Origin of the sequence: Alcanivorax sp., from assembly GCF_002733835.1 — a bacterium.
In the GTDB taxonomy this organism is placed as follows: Bacteria; Pseudomonadota; Gammaproteobacteria; order Pseudomonadales; family Alcanivoracaceae; genus Alcanivorax.
In genome coordinates, this window is the sequence record NZ_NVWY01000056.1 from 1 (window position 1) to 19,407 (window position 19,407).

General features: G+C 59.2%; 15 protein-coding genes. 3 read left to right on the forward strand and 12 right to left on the reverse strand.

Translation table 11 applies throughout. From position 1 onward, the window contains the following. Positions 1-252: 252 nt before the first annotated feature. The 5 genes from COA55_RS16475 to COA55_RS16495 form a co-directional block, all read right to left on the reverse strand. A complete protein-coding gene (locus COA55_RS16475) occupies positions 253-1,020 on the reverse strand; it encodes an NYN domain-containing protein (RefSeq protein ID WP_290503023.1) in 768 nt (255 codons plus the stop codon). A 252-nt stretch (positions 1,021-1,272) separates the two neighbouring features. Continuing rightward, complete coding sequence (locus COA55_RS16480; RefSeq protein WP_063520688.1) at positions 1,273-2,079, reverse strand: SDR family NAD(P)-dependent oxidoreductase; 807 nt, start codon at positions 2,077-2,079, stop codon at positions 1,273-1,275. Positions 2,080-2,092: 13 nt separating this feature from the next. Further along, complete coding sequence (locus COA55_RS16485; RefSeq protein WP_290503024.1) at positions 2,093-2,971, reverse strand: fatty acid desaturase; 879 nt, start codon at positions 2,969-2,971, stop codon at positions 2,093-2,095. 253 nt (positions 2,972-3,224) lie between these two features. Beyond that, positions 3,225-4,220, reverse strand: a complete 996-nt coding sequence (locus tag COA55_RS16490; RefSeq protein ID WP_290503025.1) for an AraC family transcriptional regulator — start codon at positions 4,218-4,220, stop codon at positions 3,225-3,227. After that, the gene (locus COA55_RS16495; RefSeq protein ID WP_063520691.1) at positions 4,217-4,834 is read right to left on the reverse strand and encodes a TetR/AcrR family transcriptional regulator; all 618 of its coding nucleotides are present in this window, start codon (positions 4,832-4,834) and stop codon (positions 4,217-4,219) included. The genes COA55_RS16490 and COA55_RS16495 overlap by 4 nt, the downstream gene beginning before the upstream one ends. 80 nt (positions 4,835-4,914) lie before the next feature. Here COA55_RS16495 and COA55_RS16500 point away from each other — a divergent pair, with 80 nt between their 5' ends. Next, on the forward strand, positions 4,915-6,153 hold the full coding sequence (locus tag COA55_RS16500) for an oxygenase MpaB family protein (RefSeq protein WP_290503026.1): 1,239 nt from the start codon (positions 4,915-4,917) through the stop codon (positions 6,151-6,153). A 39-nt stretch (positions 6,154-6,192) separates the two neighbouring features. Continuing rightward, positions 6,193-7,059, forward strand: coding sequence for an SDR family oxidoreductase (locus COA55_RS16505; protein WP_063520931.1), 867 nt, complete (start codon positions 6,193-6,195; stop codon positions 7,057-7,059). Between the two features lie 434 nt (positions 7,060-7,493). On the opposite strand, the gene COA55_RS16510 is transcribed toward COA55_RS16505, so the two are convergent. From COA55_RS16510 to COA55_RS16530, 5 genes are all read right to left on the reverse strand, one after another. After that, positions 7,494-8,102, reverse strand: coding sequence for a GNAT family N-acetyltransferase (locus tag COA55_RS16510; protein WP_063520932.1), 609 nt, complete (start codon positions 8,100-8,102; stop codon positions 7,494-7,496). Continuing rightward, positions 8,099-8,395 (reverse strand): hypothetical protein, encoded by a 297-nt coding sequence (locus COA55_RS16515; RefSeq protein WP_063520933.1) that lies wholly within the window; start codon positions 8,393-8,395, stop codon positions 8,099-8,101. Before COA55_RS16515 ends, COA55_RS16510 begins: the two co-directional genes overlap by 4 nt. A 339-nt stretch (positions 8,396-8,734) precedes the next feature. Further along, positions 8,735-11,482: an aconitate hydratase AcnA gene (acnA, locus tag COA55_RS16520; protein WP_290503027.1), complete on the reverse strand. Its 2,748-nt coding sequence runs from the start codon at positions 11,480-11,482 to the stop codon at positions 8,735-8,737. A gap of 306 nt (positions 11,483-11,788) precedes the next feature. Beyond that, positions 11,789-12,040 (reverse strand): YgjP-like metallopeptidase domain-containing protein, encoded by a 252-nt coding sequence (locus tag COA55_RS16525; protein ID WP_363970953.1) that lies wholly within the window; start codon positions 12,038-12,040, stop codon positions 11,789-11,791. 339 nt (positions 12,041-12,379) lie between these two features. Further along, positions 12,380-12,553, reverse strand: a complete 174-nt coding sequence (locus COA55_RS16530; protein ID WP_290503028.1) for a hypothetical protein — start codon at positions 12,551-12,553, stop codon at positions 12,380-12,382. A 99-nt stretch (positions 12,554-12,652) separates the two neighbouring features. Between COA55_RS16530 and COA55_RS16535 the strand changes: the two genes are divergently transcribed. Next, positions 12,653-13,297, forward strand: coding sequence for a lysophospholipid acyltransferase family protein (locus COA55_RS16535; protein ID WP_231880648.1), 645 nt, complete (start codon positions 12,653-12,655; stop codon positions 13,295-13,297). A 124-nt stretch (positions 13,298-13,421) separates the two neighbouring features. Here COA55_RS16535 and COA55_RS16540 read toward each other — a convergent pair whose 3' ends face one another. Further along, entirely contained in the window at positions 13,422-16,472 is a 3,051-nt protein-coding gene (locus COA55_RS16540; RefSeq protein WP_290503029.1) for a parallel beta-helix domain-containing protein, read from the reverse strand. A 75-nt stretch (positions 16,473-16,547) separates the two neighbouring features. Further along, positions 16,548-19,034: a membrane dipeptidase gene (locus tag COA55_RS16545; protein WP_063538821.1), complete on the reverse strand. Its 2,487-nt coding sequence runs from the start codon at positions 19,032-19,034 to the stop codon at positions 16,548-16,550. Positions 19,035-19,407 lie beyond the last annotated feature (373 nt).

The following is a 19,407-nucleotide window of genomic DNA, read 5'->3' on the forward strand; positions in this document are numbered from 1 at the left end:
AACTGATCTTCCCAACGGAATTCAAAACGCGCCTTAGACTAAGCATTGTCACGGATCTGCGCACCCGTGCGTCGGCACATGGCACTGGGAGGAGTTTCCCCCAGTGCCTATGCTGCGACCGTTTAATCATTAGGTGTCTACTAAATCGGGGGCACTCCAGGTCAGCGGTTGTTGATTGCTGGAAACGAGGAGGCCGCGTCCATTATCTGGACGCGGCCTCTTGCGTTTCAGTTGGTTGGTGAAGGAAAAACGTTATTTTCGTAGGGTTTTTACTTGGATGCTTTTGCCTTGCCCTTTCTGGATCTGGAACCACTTGGGGTAGGCGCGGATCATGTCGCTGAGTTTCTTGTGGCCGAACAGGCGAGTGTCGAAGTCGGGTTTGCGCTTGCTCAGGTGCTGGCCCACCGTACCCAGGTTGGCCCAGTCGTCCTCATCGGAAATATCATCGATCACGTTGGCGATCAGTTGCAGCGGCGGCGGCTCCTTGCTGACAGGCGCTTCTGTCTGGGCGGGGGTATCGGGCTTGTCTGAGGTGCTCTCGGGGGCATGGTCGGAGCGCAGTACTTCGGTGTAGATAAACTTGTCGCAGGCGGCCACGAAGGGCCCCGGCATCTTGCGTTCCCCGAAACCATACACGGTCAGGCCTTCTTCCCTTAACCTCGCCGCCAGGCGGGTGAAATCACTGTCACTGGACACCAGACAGAAGCCCGAGAGCTGTTTGGTATAGAGCAGATCCATGGCGTCGATGATCATGCTGCAATCGGTGGCGTTCTTGCCCTGGGTGTAGGCAAATTGCTGGATCGGTTGCACGGAATGTTTCAGCAGCACGCTTTTCCAGCCACCCAGATTGGGTTTGGTCCAGTCGCCGTAGATTCGCTTGACGCTGGCGGTGCCAAATTTGGCGATCTCCTCGAACAGCCCGTCGACGATTTTTGGGGGTGTATTGTCCGCATCGATCAATACGGCCAATGATGTGTTGCTGAGCGGTGGGGAGTCCGTGCCCATGTTGCTGTCCGCCATGATGCATTCCTTTTGCGTTGGATACCGCCAACATAACGGATTCGGCGGGGAGTGGACAGGCGCGGATGGGGGCTGTAGGAGCGGCGCTTGAGCCGCGAACCTCGCGTAGCGAGGCTGTAGAGATATCTGCGTCTCGTGACCTTTCTGGATAGACGGGACTTGAACTGAAGCGCCTGATCGCCCGCTGGGCGATTCCTCCCCCTGAAGGGGAGGTTCGCGGCTCAAGCGCCGCTTCTACAGCGGCTTCGTCTATCAGCCTTCCATTTCTTTTACCGATTTCTTGTAAACGAAACTGGCCATGGCGCGCAAAGGCATCATGCGGATCCAGATACTTTGCAGGGTGACAGACAGGCCGGGCAGGGCGTAGCGCTTGCCTTTGTTCAAGGCGGCGTAGCCGGCGTTGGCTACGTCTTCCGGGGTGGCAATGTGTGCCGAGACAAACTCCCTGATGCCGCTGGAGGATTTGTGTTGGCTTTCGGCGGTATCCAGAAACGCCGTTTTGGTGGTGCTGGGACAAAAGCAGGTTACTTGAACACCGTAGGGTTTGAGTTCTTCCTGAAGCGATGCACTCAGGTTGATGACAAAGGCCTTGCTGGCGCTGTAGGCGGCAAAGAACGGCATGGGGCAGAACCCGGCGAGAGAGCCGATGTTCATGATCTTGCCTTCGCCGCGGGCCTTCATTTTTGCGCCCACCAGCATGCATAGCTTGCTGAGCAGGATGTTGTTGAGAGTCAGCATGCGTTCAAGCGTCTGGCTGTCCTGTTCCACATGTTCACCCATCATGCCGAAGCCCACGTTGTTGATCAGCACGTCCAGCTCAATCCCTTGCTGCTCCAGCCACTGCACAATTTCCTCGGCGGCACCGGGTTGCGACAGATCCATCTGTACCGGGCGGTAATCCACATCTGCCCGTTGCTGTTTCAGCTGTTGGCCCAGTGCATCCAGCTCCTCCTGAAGCAGACTGAACACCACGATGCGGTAACCGTCAGCATTGAACAGTTTGCAGAATTCCCGGCCAATACCGCCGGCACCGCCGGTGATCAAAACGGTTTTTGTCATTGTTGTTCTCCTGTCAGGCGGCGCGCCGATCAGTATCCGGGCCGAGTTGAAATGGTTTAATGATCATGCTGCCGGAATGTTCCCGGTGGTATTGCTCACGGGCTTTCCACACCTTGCCGTAGCGGTAGAACGGCACGGTGGGGTAAAGGTGATGGACCAGATGATAGTTCTGGTACATGAGAATCGGCGTGAGCAGCCATTCCTTGCCCATGCGCATTAGCGCGGTGGTGTTGGGGTTCTCATCCTGGCGGCCGGTATGCGGGTAGTGCGGCAGCACCATGAACACCAGGCACATCAGGTAGAAAGAAATGTAGGAAGGGATCAGCCACAGCATCAGCGCTTCGTAGGGCTTCCAGAGAAACAGGGCGGTGAGCGCCACGCCGGCCACGGCCAGTTCACGCCACACTTCAGCCGGTTTCACGTTGGGCAGCACGTCCGGTTTGCGCAGGAAGTTGACCAGGTAAAGGAAAGGCCAGAATCCCCACAGCGGCATGGTCCACAGGCTGCTGGCCATCCAGTGATCCGGGTCTTTTTCCGGGTCGTTGGCGAAGCGGTGGTGGCGCATGTGCAGCAGGCGGAACATTTTTCCCTTGCCGAACGGCACCGCCACAAAGGTGGCAATGGACAGGATCAAATCGTTGGTTTGCGACTTCTGTGCCGCACAGCGGTGGATGGCTTCATGGGCCGGGGTGAACATGATGTAGCCACCAATGCCGTTAATGATCAGGCCAACCCAGGCAGGCCACAGATCATTGAGCACCATAACCCAGCTGAGGATATTGGCACTGTGCGCAAGGATCATCAGGGTGACCGTGGGCCAGGCGATTCTGGGCGAGACCTTTAGTCTGGCCAGTGCTTTCAGGCTTTCGCTATCGGTTGTTGTACTTGTCATGGGCAGTCTCCCGCTTAGTCTGAAAACACAGTGTTTACTGTTCGCAGGGGAAGGGTAAGAACCGGAATTGCCATCAGGGGGATAAAAAGTGACAAAGAATGAGTTGAAAGTTAAAAGTCTAAAGTTGAAAGGCGCGGTAGAGGATGGCGGCGGAGGCCGTGTCCGCGCCAGGCCTGAATTCGCGAGCACAGTGTTGCTGGTGCGAGGGCCTGTTCCGTGTGGCAGCTTGTAGCTTGAGGCTTGTCGCGTTGTTTTATTCTCGCCGGAAGCTGCCGGGCGTGGTGCCAAACCAGCGCTGGAAGGCGCGGCGGAAGCTGGCTACATCGGTGTAGCCCAGATCTTCAGCCACGGCGGCCACTGTGTAGTGTGGCAGGCCGAGCAGCTGGGCGGCCCGGCGGCTGAGGGTCTGGTCACGGAGCTGCTGGAAGCGGGTGCTTTCCTGTTTGAGCTTGCGGATCAGGGTGCGTGGGCTCATGTGCAGCCGGTCGGCCACGGTATCCAGGCTGGCCTTGCCGTGGTGCTGATGCAGCAGGGCCAGCACCTGGTCGCTGACGGTGCCGCGGTTACGCAGCGCTTCCTGGCGGGCTTCGCATTGCTCGATGGCGATCCACAGCAGGTCCTGATCGTGGCTTGGCAGGGTTTCATCGCCGTAGCTGGACGGTAATTTGATGGCCGTGCAAGCGGCGTCAAACACCAGCCGGGTGCCGGGGAAGGTCTGGGCGTAACACTCCGCGTAGTCAGGGGCCGGGTAATTGAAATGGACTTCTCCCCCGTCAATCGGTTTGCCGCGCAATACCACATGGCAGGCAAAGGCGGAGGCCATGACGGATTCGACCAGGAACTGCACATTGTCGTCCAGTGGGTAGGCGAACTCCTGTCGCAATGTAATGGTGCCCTGCTGTTCTTCAAATACGGTGGTGAAGACTTGTGTGCGGGTGTTGATGAAGCGGGCAAACAGCTGCATGGCATCGCGCAGGGTGGGGCTGGCCATGGCCGCCATGCCCATGGGGCCATGCATGGCGGGGAGGGCTCGCAGGCCGGTTTGCAGGGCGATATCCGGACGGTCGCTGAGCTGTCGGGCATTGCTGATTAACTGGCAGGCGCCGGGCCAGTCGATGAAGCCATCGCTGTGCTGCAGGGTGTCCACGTCCACCCCGGTATCGGCCACCAGCTTTTCCAGGCCAGCCTGATCCAGGCCCAGGGTTTGGGCAATCATGCGGCAGTAGGTCATGGCCAGATCGGGGCTCATGCGGGTGCGTCCTGGCTGTCAGGTGGTGTCGTCATGTAACCGGCGACCATGCGGGTCAGCTCGTTGGCCAGGTCGTCCTCGCGAATCAGCCCGTTGTGCTGGCTGATATGGCGAACCATGGTGAACAGCACACTGTTGGTGACGATAAACACCCGCACCTCCAGATTGCGAATCGGGTAGTCCTGATAGTGGCGCAGGAAGTAGAGCCTGGCCAGATCCATGAAATGCTGCTGCAAGGTATTCACGACCCTGTCGGTGGGTAGCCGGTGCCAGTTACGTACCAGCTCCAGGTAGAGCCCGTCGCGGGAGTTGAGCACGGCGAAACCAAACTGGATGGCGCTGCTGATCATCGCGTTCATATCCACATTATCCAGCAACGGCAGGCGCTTCAGGCCTGCGCCGATATCGTCTGCCAGGCTTTCCATCAGCGCTTCGATGAGGCCGTCCTTGTCGCCGAAATACTGATACAGCGAGCCCACGCTGACCCCGGCCACTTCGGCGATGCGGGCGGTGGTGGTGTTGTCCAGGCCCTGTTGCTGGATGACTTTCGCGGTGGCGTCGATCAGTGCTTTCACCAGTTCCCGGGAACGCTGCTGTTGGGGGCGTTTGCGCATGGAGCCTCTAATGCGAATTGAATGCGAATACATATTCGCATTATGTTTCCGGCCAACGCAAGCACACCGTGGAGGCCGAGATGACGGCACAGGCTCATATCGATGCGATTCCCAGCCGGGCGCGCCCGTTCGAGAAAACCCAGCAACCCACGCCGGCGTTGCTTCGTAAGCTGCTGGGCCGCGATCTGGCCCCCAGCCGGGGCGAATTCAGAGCCGTGCTGGAGGCGCTCAGTGTGGGGGATCCGGCCATGGATTCATTGGTGGACTGGATGATGGATCATGGCCCCCGTGAGGCGCGGGCGCTGTTTGAAACCGCCATTACCGAGGGGTTGGCTGCCATCCCGGATTGCCCGGAACCGCTGCGGCTGTTTATCAAAAGTGTGGAAAGGCGCCCGGCCTGGGTGGATTTCGACCTGATTGATGAGGGCGCCCGCTTTATTCATTCCACCGGGATGACCGCGCCCTATGTGTTGCGTGATCTGGCATTGATGGGGGGCTACCTGCTGTCCGGTTTCAATCAGTCGCTGGTGTTGACCGGGGCATTGAATCAGGGCGCGTCGCGACGCATTGCCGAGACCGGGAAGTGGTGGGTCGACTGTACCGAGGAAGGGGGGCTGAAACGTTTCAGTGCCGGTTTCCGGGGCACCTTGCACGTGCGCCTGGTGCATTCGCTGGTGCGCCGCAACCTGGCCAGCCGTGAGGAGTGGGATGTGGCGCAGTGGGGCTTACCCCTGAGTCAGGTGGATATGGTGGCCACTTATCTGGGGTTCTGCGTGGTGATGCTGGGCGGCCTGCGCAAGATGGGGGTGCCGGTGACGCCGCGGGAATCCCGTGCGGTGATGCACCTGTGGAAATACGCCTGCTGGCTGATGGGCGTGGACGAAAAGTGGCTGGTGGATCGCGAGCAGGACGGCATTGTGTTGCTGCACCACACCTTGATGACCCAGAGCCAGCCGGACTGGACCAGCCAGGAGCTGGGCAAGGCCCTGGCTCAAGAACCGCTGGAGCGTCATTTCCGCCGATTTGAATCCCTGCAGCGCAAGCTTGCCTACCAGAAACATCTGAGTGTCAGCCGTTACTTTCTGAGCCGCGACAAGATGGCCCAGCTGGGGTTGCCGGAATCGGTATCGGCCTGGTACCCGCTGGCCACGCTGTTGCCGCGGTTGCTCTCGTTCAGTGGCCAGCACTATGTTCCGGGGCTGCGCCAATGGCAGCAACAAAGAGGACGTAACGCCCAACGCAAGGTGCTGGGGCAAATGTTCGGCGACGCGAAACAGGATCTTATCCGGCCGGGCGTCAATCACCCTGGCCATGCCTGAGAACGGCGGCTCAACCGATCAGCAATAAAGGAAAACAGAATGACTGAAGTGAACACGAAAACCGTTTTTATCACCGGTGCGTCCTCCGGCATTGGCTATGCCACGGCACGGTTGTTTCAGGACAAGGGCTGGAATGTGGTCGCAACCCTGCGCAAGCCGGAACAGGCCGAAGCACTGGCTGCCTTGCCTCGGGTGTTGTGCCTGCCACTGGATGTTAATGATCGGGCCAGCATTCATGCGGCGGTTGAAAAGGCCATTGCGCATTTTGGCGCTATCGATGTGCTGGTGAACAATGCGGGGTATGGCCTGATGGGCGCGTTTGAAACCCTGGACGAAGCCCAGATCATTCGTCAGTTCGATACCAATGTGTTCGGCCTGATGGAAACGTGCCGGGCCGTGTTGCCGCATTTTCGCGAACGAAAAAGCGGCGCGCTGGTGAATGTGGCCAGCATGGTTGGGCGCGTACCGTTGCCGCTTTACAGTGTTTACAACGCCAGTAAATGGGCGGTGGAAGGGTTCACCGAGGGGCTGGTGTATGAGCTGTGTCCGTTGGGTATCGGGGTGAAAATCATTGAGCCGGGGGCGGTGAATACGGCGTTCTTCGGTCGCTCGGCGGACCGGGATAACCGCACGGGCGTAAAGACCTACGATGAGTATTCCAAGGCTCAGTTCGGGGTTATGGACAAGACCGGGCCGGGTGGCTCTACCCCGGAAGATGCCGCGAAGGTGATCTACAAGGCGGCTAACGATCCCGGTAAACGTCTGCGTTATAGCGTGGGCGCGGATGCACGCATGTTGTTGCTGGCACGTTGGCTGCTGCCCGAAACATGGTTCCGCACCATGATTCGCATGAGCCTGTCGGAAAAGGCGTTCAACAGTGTCGGGAAATTGCTGTACAAGTCCTGAATCGCATATACGCTCTGGTGGCGTGTCGTGTTGCATGCAGCGTGAAGCGTGTGGCGGCCGCAGAGCGGCAAAAAAAAATGGCCGTCGGGGGGACGGCCTTAAGGGGGGAATCAACGGGCTTTTTGAGCCCGGGGGTATAACCACAGAGTGAGCGCAATGTGATTGGGTGGCTGAAGCGATTTTCTCTTCAGCGATGGAACAAGTGTAGGGGGAGTCTGCCGACCAACCCACGGGAATGGCTCGACCGGTTTGATCAGATTAATTGATCAATGGGCGAAGCAGGGAGGTTCCGGGCACGCTCCGGTAATTCGTGTTACCCAGAACGCATGGAGCCCGGGCTTTCAGATTTTGAATGAAAGCGTCAGTGGTCGGGCTCCCGGCGCGCAGCGGTTGCCCGTGTTGCGCTCTGGGTGAGGCGTGTTGTGGTTCTTGATTCAGACCAGTGACTTGCGCATGTGGTGCCGGGGCAGGCGCACGCCATCGCGTTCGGCTTCTTCCTGACCTTCACTGGTAAACCCCATGAAATGGAAAAAGTCGTGGGCCGTGAGGCTGGCGTGGGCGTTGAGTTCGGTGATGCCTTCCACCCGCGCGCCGTCTTCCAGGTGTTGGTAGAGCAGGGTGGCAATGCCCACGCGGCTGGCATCCGGGTGTACGAAGACCATGTTGATATAACCATTGACGCGATGGGCAAAACCCACCAGCGCGTCGTCCCATTCGGCGACCACGGCTTCCCCTTCACTGAGGGCGGAAATCAGGCTTTCGTGGCTTTGTGCGCGGCTCCAGGCATCCCGTTGTTGCTGGTCGTATTGGTCGGCGGTGCTGATCTGGATGGCCTCGCGGAATACGCCCAGCAGCTCACCCAGGTCCGTGCTTTCCAGTGGACGAATCTGGAAAGGCAGAAACAGAGCGAGAGGATCGTCAACCGTGTCGGGGGGATCCTGGGCGGCGTCGGCTGGAGTGGACGGTTCCGGTGTGGCCGCTGCGGCGGGCGCAGTGGGCCGGTGGGTGCGACGGAACAAGCGTTGTAGCCATTGCCCAATCATGGCTGCGTGCCTGCCGGGCTGGTGGGGGCGGATGCTTTCTCCGAGGCTTTCATCGCCTTGATCTGGGCGCGCAGGGCGTCCAGATACTGCTCTTGTTGTTCCAGCAGTTCGCGGGTGGTTTGCTGTTGAGCTTCCAGCTCGCTGGCTCGCGCTTCCAGCTCCTGTTGTTCACGCAGGCGGGCATCGCGTTGTTCTGCGCTGAGCAGATCCGCGTCACTGGTTTGCGATTGGGCCATGGCAGGGTTGGCCAGGCTGCCCAGTACGCAGAGACTAAGAGTGAAAACGATACGCACGGAGTTCCCCGAAACCCGGTGTGGAAGATAACCAGCATAGCAAAAACCGGGCGAGGGGTGCTACGAGCTACGAGCTACGAAAAATAGATAGAGGAAGTTGGGAAAGTTCCCGCTCTATTGAGGTCTGTTACGTTGCGTATGTCGACAACTGGGGGGGAGGGGCACGCCAGATGTCGGATTACGCCTTAGGCTAATGCGACCTACGATGGGTGACAAAAATACAGAAGGCCGCGTCCGTTTCCGGGCGCGGCCTCTTGGGTTAGGGCAGGCAACACGGTTTGCCCGCGTTATTGCCTGTTAGCGGGCTGCGTGTTGCATGAAGCGTGCAGCGTCTCTCGTCTACTGCATCATCTGCCGCAGCACATAATGGAGGATGCCGCCGTTTTTGTAGTACTCCACTTCCGCTGCAGTATCCAGGCGGGAAATGGCATCGACTTTTTGTTCCTTGCCATCGCGGCGGAACACCACGGTGACGGTGTCGCCCGGTTTCAGATTGTTGTCCAGATCCGGGATGTCCACCTCTTCACTACCGTCCAGGTTCAGCGTCTTGCGGTCGGTGCCTTCCGGGAATTGCAGCGGCAGCACGCCCATGCCGATCAGGTTGGAACGGTGAATCCGTTCGTAGCTCTCGGCGATCACTGCCTTGGCGCCCAGCAGGTTGGTGCCCTTGGCGGCCCAGTCGCGGCTGGAGCCGGTGCCGTATTCCTTGCCGGCGACAACTACGGTGGGAATGCCGTCTTTCTGATAACGCATGGCCGCGCCGTAGATGGAAATTTCCTCGCCTTCAGGCAGGTGCCTGGTGAAGCCGCCTTCGATGTCCGGGGTCATTTCGTTACGGATACGGATGTTGGCGAAGGTGCCGCGCATCATCACTTCGTGGTTCCCCCGGCGTGAGCCGTAGGAGTTGAAGTCGATGGGCTCCACATCGTGCCCCTGCAGGTAATGGCCGGCGGGGGAATCCGCCTTGATGGCCCCGGCCGGGGAAATGTGGTCGGTGGTGATGGAGTCACCTAACATTGCCAGGATGCGCGCGTTTTTCACCGGTTGTACATCGTCCATCTCGGCGGTGAGGCCGTCGAAGAAGGGCGGGTTCTGGATGTAGGTGGAGCTGCTGTCCCAGTCGTAGGTTTGTGAATCCGGAATGGGCAGGCTCTGCCAGATTTCATCCCCTTCGAACACGCTGGCGTATTGGCTGCGGAACATGTCGTCGTTGATTTTCACCAGCTCGGCCTGAATTTCATCGGAGCTGGGCCAGATGTCTTTCAGGTAGACCGCGTTGCCGTCCTTGTCCTTGCCGATGGGGTCGGAATCCAGGTCGATCTTCACGGTGCCGGCCAGGGCATAGGCCACCACCAGCGGCGGTGAGGCCAGCCAGTTGGTGCGCACGCTCTGGTGTACCCGGCCTTCGAAATTACGGTTACCGGACAGCACCGAGGCCACCACCAGGTCGCCGTCGGAAATGGCCTTGTCGATTTCCGGTGGCAGCGGCCCGGAGTTGCCGATGCAGGTGGTGCAGCCATAGCCCACCAAATCGAAGCCGATATCGTTTAGCGGTTTTTGCAGGCCGGTCACATCAAGGTAATCGGTGACCACCTTGGAGCCGGGGGCCAGCGAGGTCTTCACCCAAGGCTTGCGATTCATGCCTTTTTCGGCGGCTTTTTTGGCCACCAGGCCGGCGGCCAGCATAACGCTGGGGTTGGAAGTGTTGGTGCAGGAGGTAATGGCGGCAATCACCACGTCGCCGTGGCTCATGTGATGTTTCTTGCCGTCGATGACCACCGGCACATCGCCACCGCTGGGTTCGTGGTTGCCCACGGCGGTCTGACCACCTTCGCCTTCCAGCTTGCTGATTTCCTCGTCATTGAGTTTCAGCGTGTCGGTGACCACGTCGATAAAGGTGCGTTTCACCGCGGTGAGCGGCACCCGGTCCTGCGGGCGTTTGGGGCCAGCCAGGCTGGGCACCACATCGTTCAGGTCCAGCTCCAGCACGTCGGTGAATTCCGGGTCCGGGTCGCTGCTGGAGCGCCACAGGCCCTGCGCCTTGCAGTACGCTTCCACCAGCGCAATGGTGTCGTCGTCGCGGCCGGACAGTTTCATGTACTCGGTGGTGCGTTCATCGATGGGGAAGAAGCCGCAGGTGGCGCCATACTCCGGCGCCATGTTGGCGATGGTGGCGCGGTCGGCCAAGGTCAGGTCAGCCAGGCCGTCACCGAAAAATTCCACGAACTTGCCCACCACGCCCCGGCGGCGCAGCATTTCGGTGACGGTCAGCACCAGGTCAGTGGCGGTGATGCCTTCACGCAGCTTGCCGGTGATCTTGAAGCCGATCACTTCGGGAATCAGCATGGCGATGGGCTGGCCAAGCATGGCGGCTTCCGCTTCGATCCCGCCCACGCCCCAGCCCAGTACGCCCAGGCCGTTGATCATGGTGGTGTGGGAATCGGTGCCCACCAGGGTGTCCGGGTAGGCATAGGTGTTGCCGTCCTCGGATTCGGACGACCACACACCCTTGGCCAGGTATTCCAGGTTCACCTGGTGGCAGATGCCGGTGCCCGGCGGCACCACGCGGAAGTTGTCGAAGGCTTTCTGGCCCCAGCGCAGGAACTGATAACGCTCCCGGTTGCGCTGGTACTCGATTTCCACGTTCTCTTCGAAGGCTTGCGGGTTGCCGAACTTGTCCACCATCACCGAGTGGTCGATGACCAGATCCACCGGTGTCAGCGGATTAATGCGGCCCGGATCGCCGCCGGCCTTCTTGATGGCATCGCGCATGGCCGCCAGATCCACCACACCGGGGACGCCGGTGAAATCCTGCATCAGTACCCGGGCCGGGCGGTAATTGATTTCCTTGTCCGAGCGCTTGTGTTCCAGCCAGCGCATCACGGCTTCGATGTCGGCGCCGGTGACGCTGTCACCGTCTTCAAAGCGGAGCAGGTTTTCGAGAAGGACTTTGAGGGAAAAGGGGAGCTTGCTGAGATCACCCCAGCCTTTGTCGGCGACCGCATTGATATCGAAATAATGATAGGTCTTGCCGTTGGCTTGCAGCGTTTTTTTGCTGTTCAGGGTGTCCTGGCCAATCCGTGTCACTACACACCTCCTGGGCTCTGATTGGAGTCCCGCGCGGGCGGAAATAGAACGGCCGCCAATGCGGAACACTGGCGCAGGATCAGTACAACATTGCCACAAACCTAGGCACTGATGACCCTGCGTTATGACGTTAAGTCATTTCATACTACGCCCTTATGGCGGAGACATGAAACTGCCGGCCATGGTCTTTTCTGATATTCGCGATTGATAATGTAAATGCTTGTTGAATAAAGAGGTTTTTGACGTTTTCGTGCTGTTGGAGTGGGGCGTCAGGGGGCAATCTGGTTCTTGCCGGCGGTGCCTGTGTCAGCGGTTGCGTGTGTCCTGCCAGAGAAGCCAGAGCCGGGTATCCAGTTCCAGTTGATGGTAGTCCGGCGCCATGTGCGAACAGAGCTGATAAAACGCCTTGTTGTGGTCGGTTTCTTTGAAGTGAGCCAGTTCGTGGACCACGATCATGCGCAGAAAGGCTTCCGGCGCTGCCTTGAACTGGCTGGCGATACGCAGGCTGTTATGGCTGCGTAATTTGCTGCCGTGAATGCGGGTGTGCCGGGTATGCATGCCAGGGAGCCTCTGACTCACCCCTTGCATGCTCAGCGTGACCTGAAGTGTGCAGCTGTTGTGTTTCGGCACGACGGGCAGGGTGGTTCCCTTTACTAGTGGCGAAGCGCAGCAGATGTGCGCTTCAGGTCTCGCCCTACGGGGCTTTCAGGCTGGTCCGCACTCGTTGTTGCCCTTTCTCGACAGGCAACCAGCATGCCTTTAAAAGTGCGCCTAGATTGCGAACCAGCCTGAAAGCCTGAGTATACAAGGGGTGAGTCAGAGGCTCCCACGCGCCTGACTCAGCGTTTTCAGCTTGGCATCGTAATGGGCTTTGCCCAGTGGTGGCGCCTTGCGCAGCTATTGTTGCTTGAGGGTGTTGGCGTATTGAAACAGGGCCTTGTCACCTTGAATCTCATGCTTGTCGGGATAGCGCTGTTGCAGATAATCCCCCAGCTGCCCCTGGTCCAGCAGGATTTGGGCCTGTTGCTGGATCTGGGCGGGGTAGCCTGTCAGGTAGTGCAGGGTGTCCATGGGCCGGTTATCGCCTTGTGAGTGCGTTGGGCGTTAGTGCCAATGTGATCATTGGGCCGCGTGCGTATGATCGCCGCTCTCTTTGCAATGGACAATCCCATGCCATCAGCCCTGGACTCTGATTATCCCCGTCGCGGAAATGCCTTCTCCCGGTGGCTTGCCCGTGGCTTTTTGCGCCTGGCAGGCTGGCGGGTGACCAACCCCATGCCGGCGGTGCCCAAGGCGGTAATTATCGGCGGGCCGCATACGTCCAACTGGGATGGCATTTATACCCTGGCGGCCATGATGCAGCTGGGGCTGGATGCTCACGTGATGATCAAGGACAGCGCCTTCAAGGGGCCGTTTGGGGCCATTCTGCGCTGGATGGGGGCGTTGCCCATTGCCCGGCACAAGGCGGGTGGTGTGGTTGAGCAGACCGTGGAGCAGTTTAATAGCCGCGACAAGCTGGTGATGGTGGTGGCGCCGGAAGGCACCCGGGGCGGGGCGACACAATGGAAGACCGGCTTCTACCGGATCGCCCAGCAGGCGGGTGTGCCGATTGTGGTGGCCACTGCGGACTACCGGAAAAAGGAAATTACCTTTGCTCGCGTGATTGAGCCGTGTGGCGATGTAGAGAAGGATCTGGCCGAAATTTTTCAATGCTATGCGGCCATTCATCCGCGTCATCCGGACAAATTGTCTGCACCGTTGAAAGCCATTCGAGATAAAAAGAAGAGCGCTGGACGCCAAACGCCTGATGCCTGATGCCTGACGCGTATAGCGGCCGCAGAGCGGCTAGGGTCTGTTAACAGGCCCTAAGAACCCTCCCTTTGCAGGGAGGGGGTGTTGCACTCCCCTCCGATGGTGCCGGAGAGGAGGGAGGGGGCTATCAGTTACAGGCGCTAGCGTTCGTATAGCTGCTATCCACCACATTATTGATCCACTGATCCATCAGCGCGGTGGCTTCGCCATGGGCAACGCTGCGGGCAATCGGTGGCATCATTTTCTGCGGATCATCTTCTGCAGCGACGCGACAGGAGACGATGGAGCTGCCTGCGCTGCCGGGAACCAGTACATGCTGGCGACCACAGGAGCCGCCGCCGGTGGCCGTGGGCTTCTTGCACACCCCGTAGCTGGCGTTCACATCGCGGAAGTGATCCAGGTAATAACCGGTGTTGGACGCGGCGCCCTTGTCGTTGTGGCAGTGCTGACAGTTCACTTCCAGATAGGCACGCACACGGCTTTCGATATCCGCCGCTGAGTTGGCGGTTTCACCGCTGTCACCGGGCACATTCCAGCGCGGCAAGTGCTCAATGTTGGTGGCCACCCCATTGCTGATGGTCAACTCCGGCACGCCGGTCAGAATCCCCAGATCTTTCCACTGCTTGATCTGGTTTACCGCCGGGAAGCCGGCCTGACCGCTGGTGCCCATAAAGGCAGATTCTGCTTTGTAGGCACGGTTCAGGTTACGCGGCTTGGGCCCAATGGGGGCACTGCCAGCCGGTTGGTCATCATTGGCGTGACAGGTCACGCACTGGTTACCGTTAGGAATGGTGTAACCATCGGTGCTGCCGGTGAGCAGGGTGTTGGAATCCGCATCACGGTAATGCCAGGCAACCGACGCGGTGCCCCCGTTCATGGCCAGACGCGCAACCCTCTTGCCGTCTTCTTCTTCCCAGATGTAGGGCAGGCCTACCCAGACGGCGCTGTCCTGGCTGTTTCTGCGTTTGATCAGCAAGCGGGTTTCTACCGGGACTTCGGTGCCCTGGCTTTCATCGGTGAAAGCAAAGGTTTTGGCAATCACGGTGCCTTCCGGGAACACGATGCTGCCGTTAACGTTGTTGCCGTCCTGGCCATCGCTGTACACCGCCTGCTCGCCGGGGGGGACAAACACGACCCGGTACTTGGTTGAGTAGTCAGAGAACAGCTTGGTGTTCAGCACAAAGGGCTGGCCACTTTCATTGGGCATGCTGCGTGGATCTTGCGCATCGGCAAACAGGTTGTACTGATCCAGCGTCGGGCAGTTGTAGTTCAGTGCTTCGCGGTTGATCTCGCCGTCGGCAACTTCAGCGCTACAGTAGAACTCTACAACTTCATCCGACGGTGCAGGGTCAAATTCACCGCTGGGCTCGAAGGGCGGAATTTCTACCCGCGGCAATGATGGCAACGTTTTGCCAAAACGGGCCTGGCAATCATGATCAGACAGATTGGTGTCCGAAGGCAGGTTGAGCAGCCCTTCCAGCACATCTAGCAGGCCTGTGGGAGACAGAATGGAAAAATCCTGTTCCGCAATGGCCAGTACCAGTTCCAGGCCATCGGTACCATGGAAGTTCAGATAGGGTGCGCTGTCGCTGTCCAGATCGTTATCGTGGATACAGGAACCCCACTCCGGCTGAATCCGCGCTTTGTTCTCGTCAAATTTGTAGGCGTTGTAGTGGCAGCTGGGGTTGGGGTGCTCGTTGGTATGGATAGGCTTGCCGCTGTCCCACATGGGAACCGGATCGCCGTTGCTGTCCACCGGGTAGGGGCAGTCTTCGTCCAGATCATCGCGCAGGCCGTCCCAGACAATGTGTGCCCCTTTGCCCAGATTGAGTATGTTTGTCAGGCTGCCCAGCAGTTGAGTCGGGTCGTTGAGGGTGGGCAGGTTTTTCAGCCCGATCAGGGTGGGTAGCACGCTTTCTACTTCGCCGTTTGCCAGTTTTTCCAGGTCCGGTGGTGGCAGGTCATAACCGGAATTTTTCATCACGTTATTGTGGATGTGCAGCCCTTCGGTATAAGGGTCGAGTTTTTTATCGGCGGTATTGTTTTTGCCATCAATCAGTTCATAGCTGGCGTAGATAACGGCCGCGGTGCTGTGATCTTCAAAGGTGTTGTTGAGCACTTCGATGTTGTCGTAGCCGAGGGTAATAAAACCGGTGCCGCGGGGTACTACCGATACCAGGCCGCTGTGGGCAAAGTTGTAGGTGTTGTTGTTGCGAGCCACGTTGTTGATCATTACCGAGGTATCACCGTAGCGGGTGATGTTTTCCAGGTCGTAGATCAGGAAGGCGCCGGTATTACATTCGGCGATGTTGTTGTCGTACTCGCCGCCCTGAACGTTTTCGATTTCAAAACCCATCACGTTATAGGCCGCACGGCTGTCGCGGATGATGGCGGTGTTGGTCTGGCCCACATAAATGCCGGCATCGCTGGCGCCAATGGATTCACTGCCTTCCACCAGAATGTTTTCTGATTCTACCGGGTAGATCCCGTAGCGGCCGCTGGCGGAGCTAGGCACATAATCCGGGGTGGGATCGCCTTCATTGAACGGCGGGTTGGTACAGGAAACGTGCACGCGTTCCGCGTAGTTATCTGCGGTGATCGGTTCGCCACCGCCGGACCAGATGGCCCGCACGTTGCGCAGTGTGCCCCATTTGACACTTTTGAGTTTGAAGGCATCCCCCGGGGAATCCAGGATGGTCAGGTCTTCCACGGTAATGCCGCGAATGTTCAGGGCTTCCAGGCCGGTCACGTTGACACTGTCCTTGAACGACAGAATGGTTTCGTCTTTGCCGCAACCTTTGATCAACACATCTTCGGTGGCCTGGATCAAGATACCCTGGTCCAGTTCGAAGTAGCCGCACTCGAATTGCAGGGTGTCTTTTGGACGTAGCTGGACCATGGCATTGACCATGTCTTCGGTGGCGTCTTCACCGGGGCTGATGAGGAACGTTCGGCCAACGGTATCGGGGGGCGTTTCTCCGCCATCATCCGGATCGGTGCCTGTGCCACCATCGTCGCCGCCGTCATCATCCCCCCCGCCATCATCGCCGCCGTTGTCAGGATTGTTGGGTGTGGCGGGGTTGTTGGCTGCCGGTGTATTGCTGCCGTCGCCTCCGCACGCGGTGAGTACCAGAGTGGCTGCCAGTGCGATGGCAGGCCAGAATCGGTTGATGTTCATGGTCAGTTCCCCGTTGTCATTTTTTGTTTCTGCTTCCCGAAAAGCGCGCTGTTTCATGTGCCGGATTGATGGCCGCTATTGAGCGGCCTGCTCCAGTCGTTCCCACATGCGTATGTAGGCTTCTGCCGAGGTGAACAGCTGGTTCACCGCGTCGTCGATTTCTTCTTGCGGGCGATCGCTGTTGAGCATCATGTCGGCTATCTGGTCCGCATAGAGTCCGTAGTGCGCCACGCCCCGGCCTTCGTAAAGGCTGAAGGCGTGGTCACCGGTGGTTTGTTTGTCGAATTGCACGCGGCCATCCACCGAGGTGAAGGGATAAAGCTCGGCTTCCTGATCGGGTGTGCCGGGGTTGCCGGCCAGATTGGCAATGCCGTTGACGTCAGACGCAAACGGGGCGCCACCGAAGGGGCCAACCTTGAAGGCCGGGTCGCGGGGGCGGTTGCCGTCGCGGGTCAGCTGGTCTACCCAGTTGCCGCGCACGCTACCGAAGGACGCCGTCACGCCCCCCTGGCTGGCGATCTGGTCGCGCAGGGCTTCGGTGCCGGTCCAGTTGCCATGGCTGTTGATAATCGGGTAATCGCGTTCGCCGGTGAGGTCGAGGATTTGGGTGGCGGCCTTGCGGCTGATGTGATCAATCTCGATCATCATGCCGCGGCGAGTCAGTTCTTCGATCAGGAAAAAACCCAGGTCGGTGAGGCCGCGGGTGTTGCACAGATGGTCGGTGCCGCGGCGCGGATCGTAGGCGGCGAACTCTTCCGGGGTGGCCGGGAAGCGGTCGCCGACGTAGTCGATCTGAAATAGCAGCTGGTCAAAAATGCCCAGGGGTTGAAGCGGGTTGTCCAGCGCAATCGCGTCCCCTTCATGGTCATGGTCCGGGCAGTCTTCAAATTCCACCAAATGCCCGGTTTCCAACAGGTTGCCACCATACAGGACGGCACCGATACCCACGCCTTCTGACAGATCGGGCAAGTGGCCGCCGAAGGCGTTATCGAATTTGTGCACCGGGAACAGGCTGCGCACATCCATGGCGTAGAGACGATCCAGTCGTTCTACGATTTCTTCGCGGGTACATTCCGGGGCATTGAGAAACTCGCCACAGTTGAGTGCCTTGGACGCTTCTACGCCGAGAATGACCGCCATTTTTCCGTCGCCGATCACCTGCCGGGCCTGGGCGGGATCGGTGACGATGCGGAACCAGCCCTTGCCGGGCCCACCATTCTGGGCGTCGATGTAATCCTGCATGCGATGCATCTGGGTGGCCTGCATTTCGATGGCGGCCATGGTGTCGCAGTCATTCTGTTTCTGTGGATTGAGCTGGCAGAGAATCTCGTTATGCACCAGGTGGTTGACGAGAATTTTCATGCCCGCCAGGTGTGCCCGTTCAATCCATTTGTAGTAGCTCTGATGGTGTTGCAGGGAGTTGCTGCGGGGCCAGAAGGGGTAGTCCGGCCAGCCCCGGGTTTCATGGGGGCCGGGGTTGCTGGTGACTTGTTCGATTAGCCCGGTGAGCCCCTGGGGGCCATGGTTGACGGCACAGTCGTGCAGGGCATGGTCGACCCCGAACTTGTGGAAGGGGTCGCCGTAGTTCACCCGCCCGCCGATAAATTCGTAGGCAGAAATATGGCTGTGGGCATCCACGAAACCGAAGATGTCATCGTCGTCCAGGCCGTTCACATTCTGGAAACGGGGAACCTGGGTCAGGTAATTGGCCGGGCCGTCATCCGCGACGGCGGCGTTGAGTTCGGCTTCCGGGTAAGTGCTACATCCGTCGCTGGGTGCCAGGGTGAAACGGTTATTGTCCGCTTCCAGTTGCGGGGAGGTGAGAGTCAGGCCGTCGTCGCCGGCAGTGAGCAGCAGGCCGGTCACGTTGGAGGCCAGGGTGAAGGTGTCGCCGTCGCTGCGGTTCAGGTTCCAGACCGCCAGATCGTTGGCGTCATCGACCATGGCCAGGCTGGGCTGGATATTGGTGTCACCCAGCCCGGTACCGATACCCCCCAGGCTTTCGCCCAGTTCACGCAGCAGGCCACCGAGGGGGGCAACCGGGTCCAGCACCAGATTGAGGGTATCGCCCAGTCCGGATACCAGATAGCTCAGCTCTCCGACAAAGTTGCCGCTCTGGTCAAGAAACTCTCCGGCTGGATCGCTGATGCCGAGCAACTGTTTGCTGCCGGCACTGCCGGGATCACGTTGATAATCGGAAAGCAGCAGGTAGCGGCCCAGGTCGGTGGGCTTCATGTAGAAGGGGGTAGCGTTGCTGGCATTGTTGCTCAGCCCATAGTTGCCGTCATTGCTGACCAGAAACTGTTGTTGGCTTTGCAGGGTGTAGCAGCCATTGGCGAACTGGTAGCGGTTGAGGGGCTCGGGCTGCGGCTCTGGCTCTGGTGTCGGGTCCGGGGTTTCCGGCTCCCTGGGCGTTTCCGGGGTGGTGGGGGCGTCACCGGCAACGGCCGGGGCGTTGCTGCTGCCTCCGCCGCCACAGGCGCCAAGCAGGCTGGCGCTGAGCAGTAATGCCAGTGGAAGCCGGTAAGAGACAAAGGCGGGAGCCTGGCTGAGTGAAAACATTGCTAACCCCTTTATGGTGCCCATGACAGGCGCCGTTGTTGTTGTTTGTGCTGCTGCTGGAGCAGGTACCTTTATTAGTTGGTACGAGTGTGCACATTAAGGAGGGGGCGATGCTGTAGCGTTATTGTCAGTATTGGTGACAGTTTCTTTTCATGGGGATACAAAACGGAAAAGCCTGAGGCGTCAGGCTTTTCCGGAGGTGAGGTGCTTAGAGGCGGTGCCCGGGGGGCTGGGGCTGTCAGGCGGCCTGACTAGTGGGGCCGTCCAAGGGGCGGGTCAGGTAGCCGAGTACCAGGGTGGCCACAAAGGCGGGATGGGTTACACCGGGTAGCTTGACTGGCTCATCCAGCAACACGTTCCGGCCGTGAGGCAA

Coding starts and splice junctions, on each gene's coding strand:
- COA55_RS16475 (WP_290503023.1), bottom strand. CDS start 1,020: ATGGCGGACAGCAACATGGGCACGGACTCCCCACCGCTCAGCAACACA.
- COA55_RS16535 (WP_231880648.1), top strand. CDS start 12,653: ATGCCATCAGCCCTGGACTCTGATTATCCCCGTCGCGGAAATGCCTTC.
- COA55_RS16530 (WP_290503028.1), bottom strand. CDS start 12,553: ATGGACACCCTGCACTACCTGACAGGCTACCCCGCCCAGATCCAGCAA.
- COA55_RS16500 (WP_290503026.1), top strand. CDS start 4,915: ATGACGGCACAGGCTCATATCGATGCGATTCCCAGCCGGGCGCGCCCG.
- COA55_RS16495 (WP_063520691.1), bottom strand. CDS start 4,834: ATGCGCAAACGCCCCCAACAGCAGCGTTCCCGGGAACTGGTGAAAGCA.
- COA55_RS16510 (WP_063520932.1), bottom strand. CDS start 8,102: ATGATTGGGCAATGGCTACAACGCTTGTTCCGTCGCACCCACCGGCCC.
- COA55_RS16505 (WP_063520931.1), top strand. CDS start 6,193: ATGACTGAAGTGAACACGAAAACCGTTTTTATCACCGGTGCGTCCTCC.
- COA55_RS16545 (WP_063538821.1), bottom strand. CDS start 19,034: ATGTTTTCACTCAGCCAGGCTCCCGCCTTTGTCTCTTACCGGCTTCCA.
- COA55_RS16525 (WP_363970953.1), bottom strand. CDS start 12,040: ATGCATACCCGGCACACCCGCATTCACGGCAGCAAATTACGCAGCCAT.
- COA55_RS16480 (WP_063520688.1), bottom strand. CDS start 2,079: ATGACAAAAACCGTTTTGATCACCGGCGGTGCCGGCGGTATTGGCCGG.
- COA55_RS16490 (WP_290503025.1), bottom strand. CDS start 4,220: ATGAGCCCCGATCTGGCCATGACCTACTGCCGCATGATTGCCCAAACC.
- COA55_RS16540 (WP_290503029.1), bottom strand. CDS start 16,472: ATGAACATCAACCGATTCTGGCCTGCCATCGCACTGGCAGCCACTCTG.
- COA55_RS16485 (WP_290503024.1), bottom strand. CDS start 2,971: ATGACAAGTACAACAACCGATAGCGAAAGCCTGAAAGCACTGGCCAGA.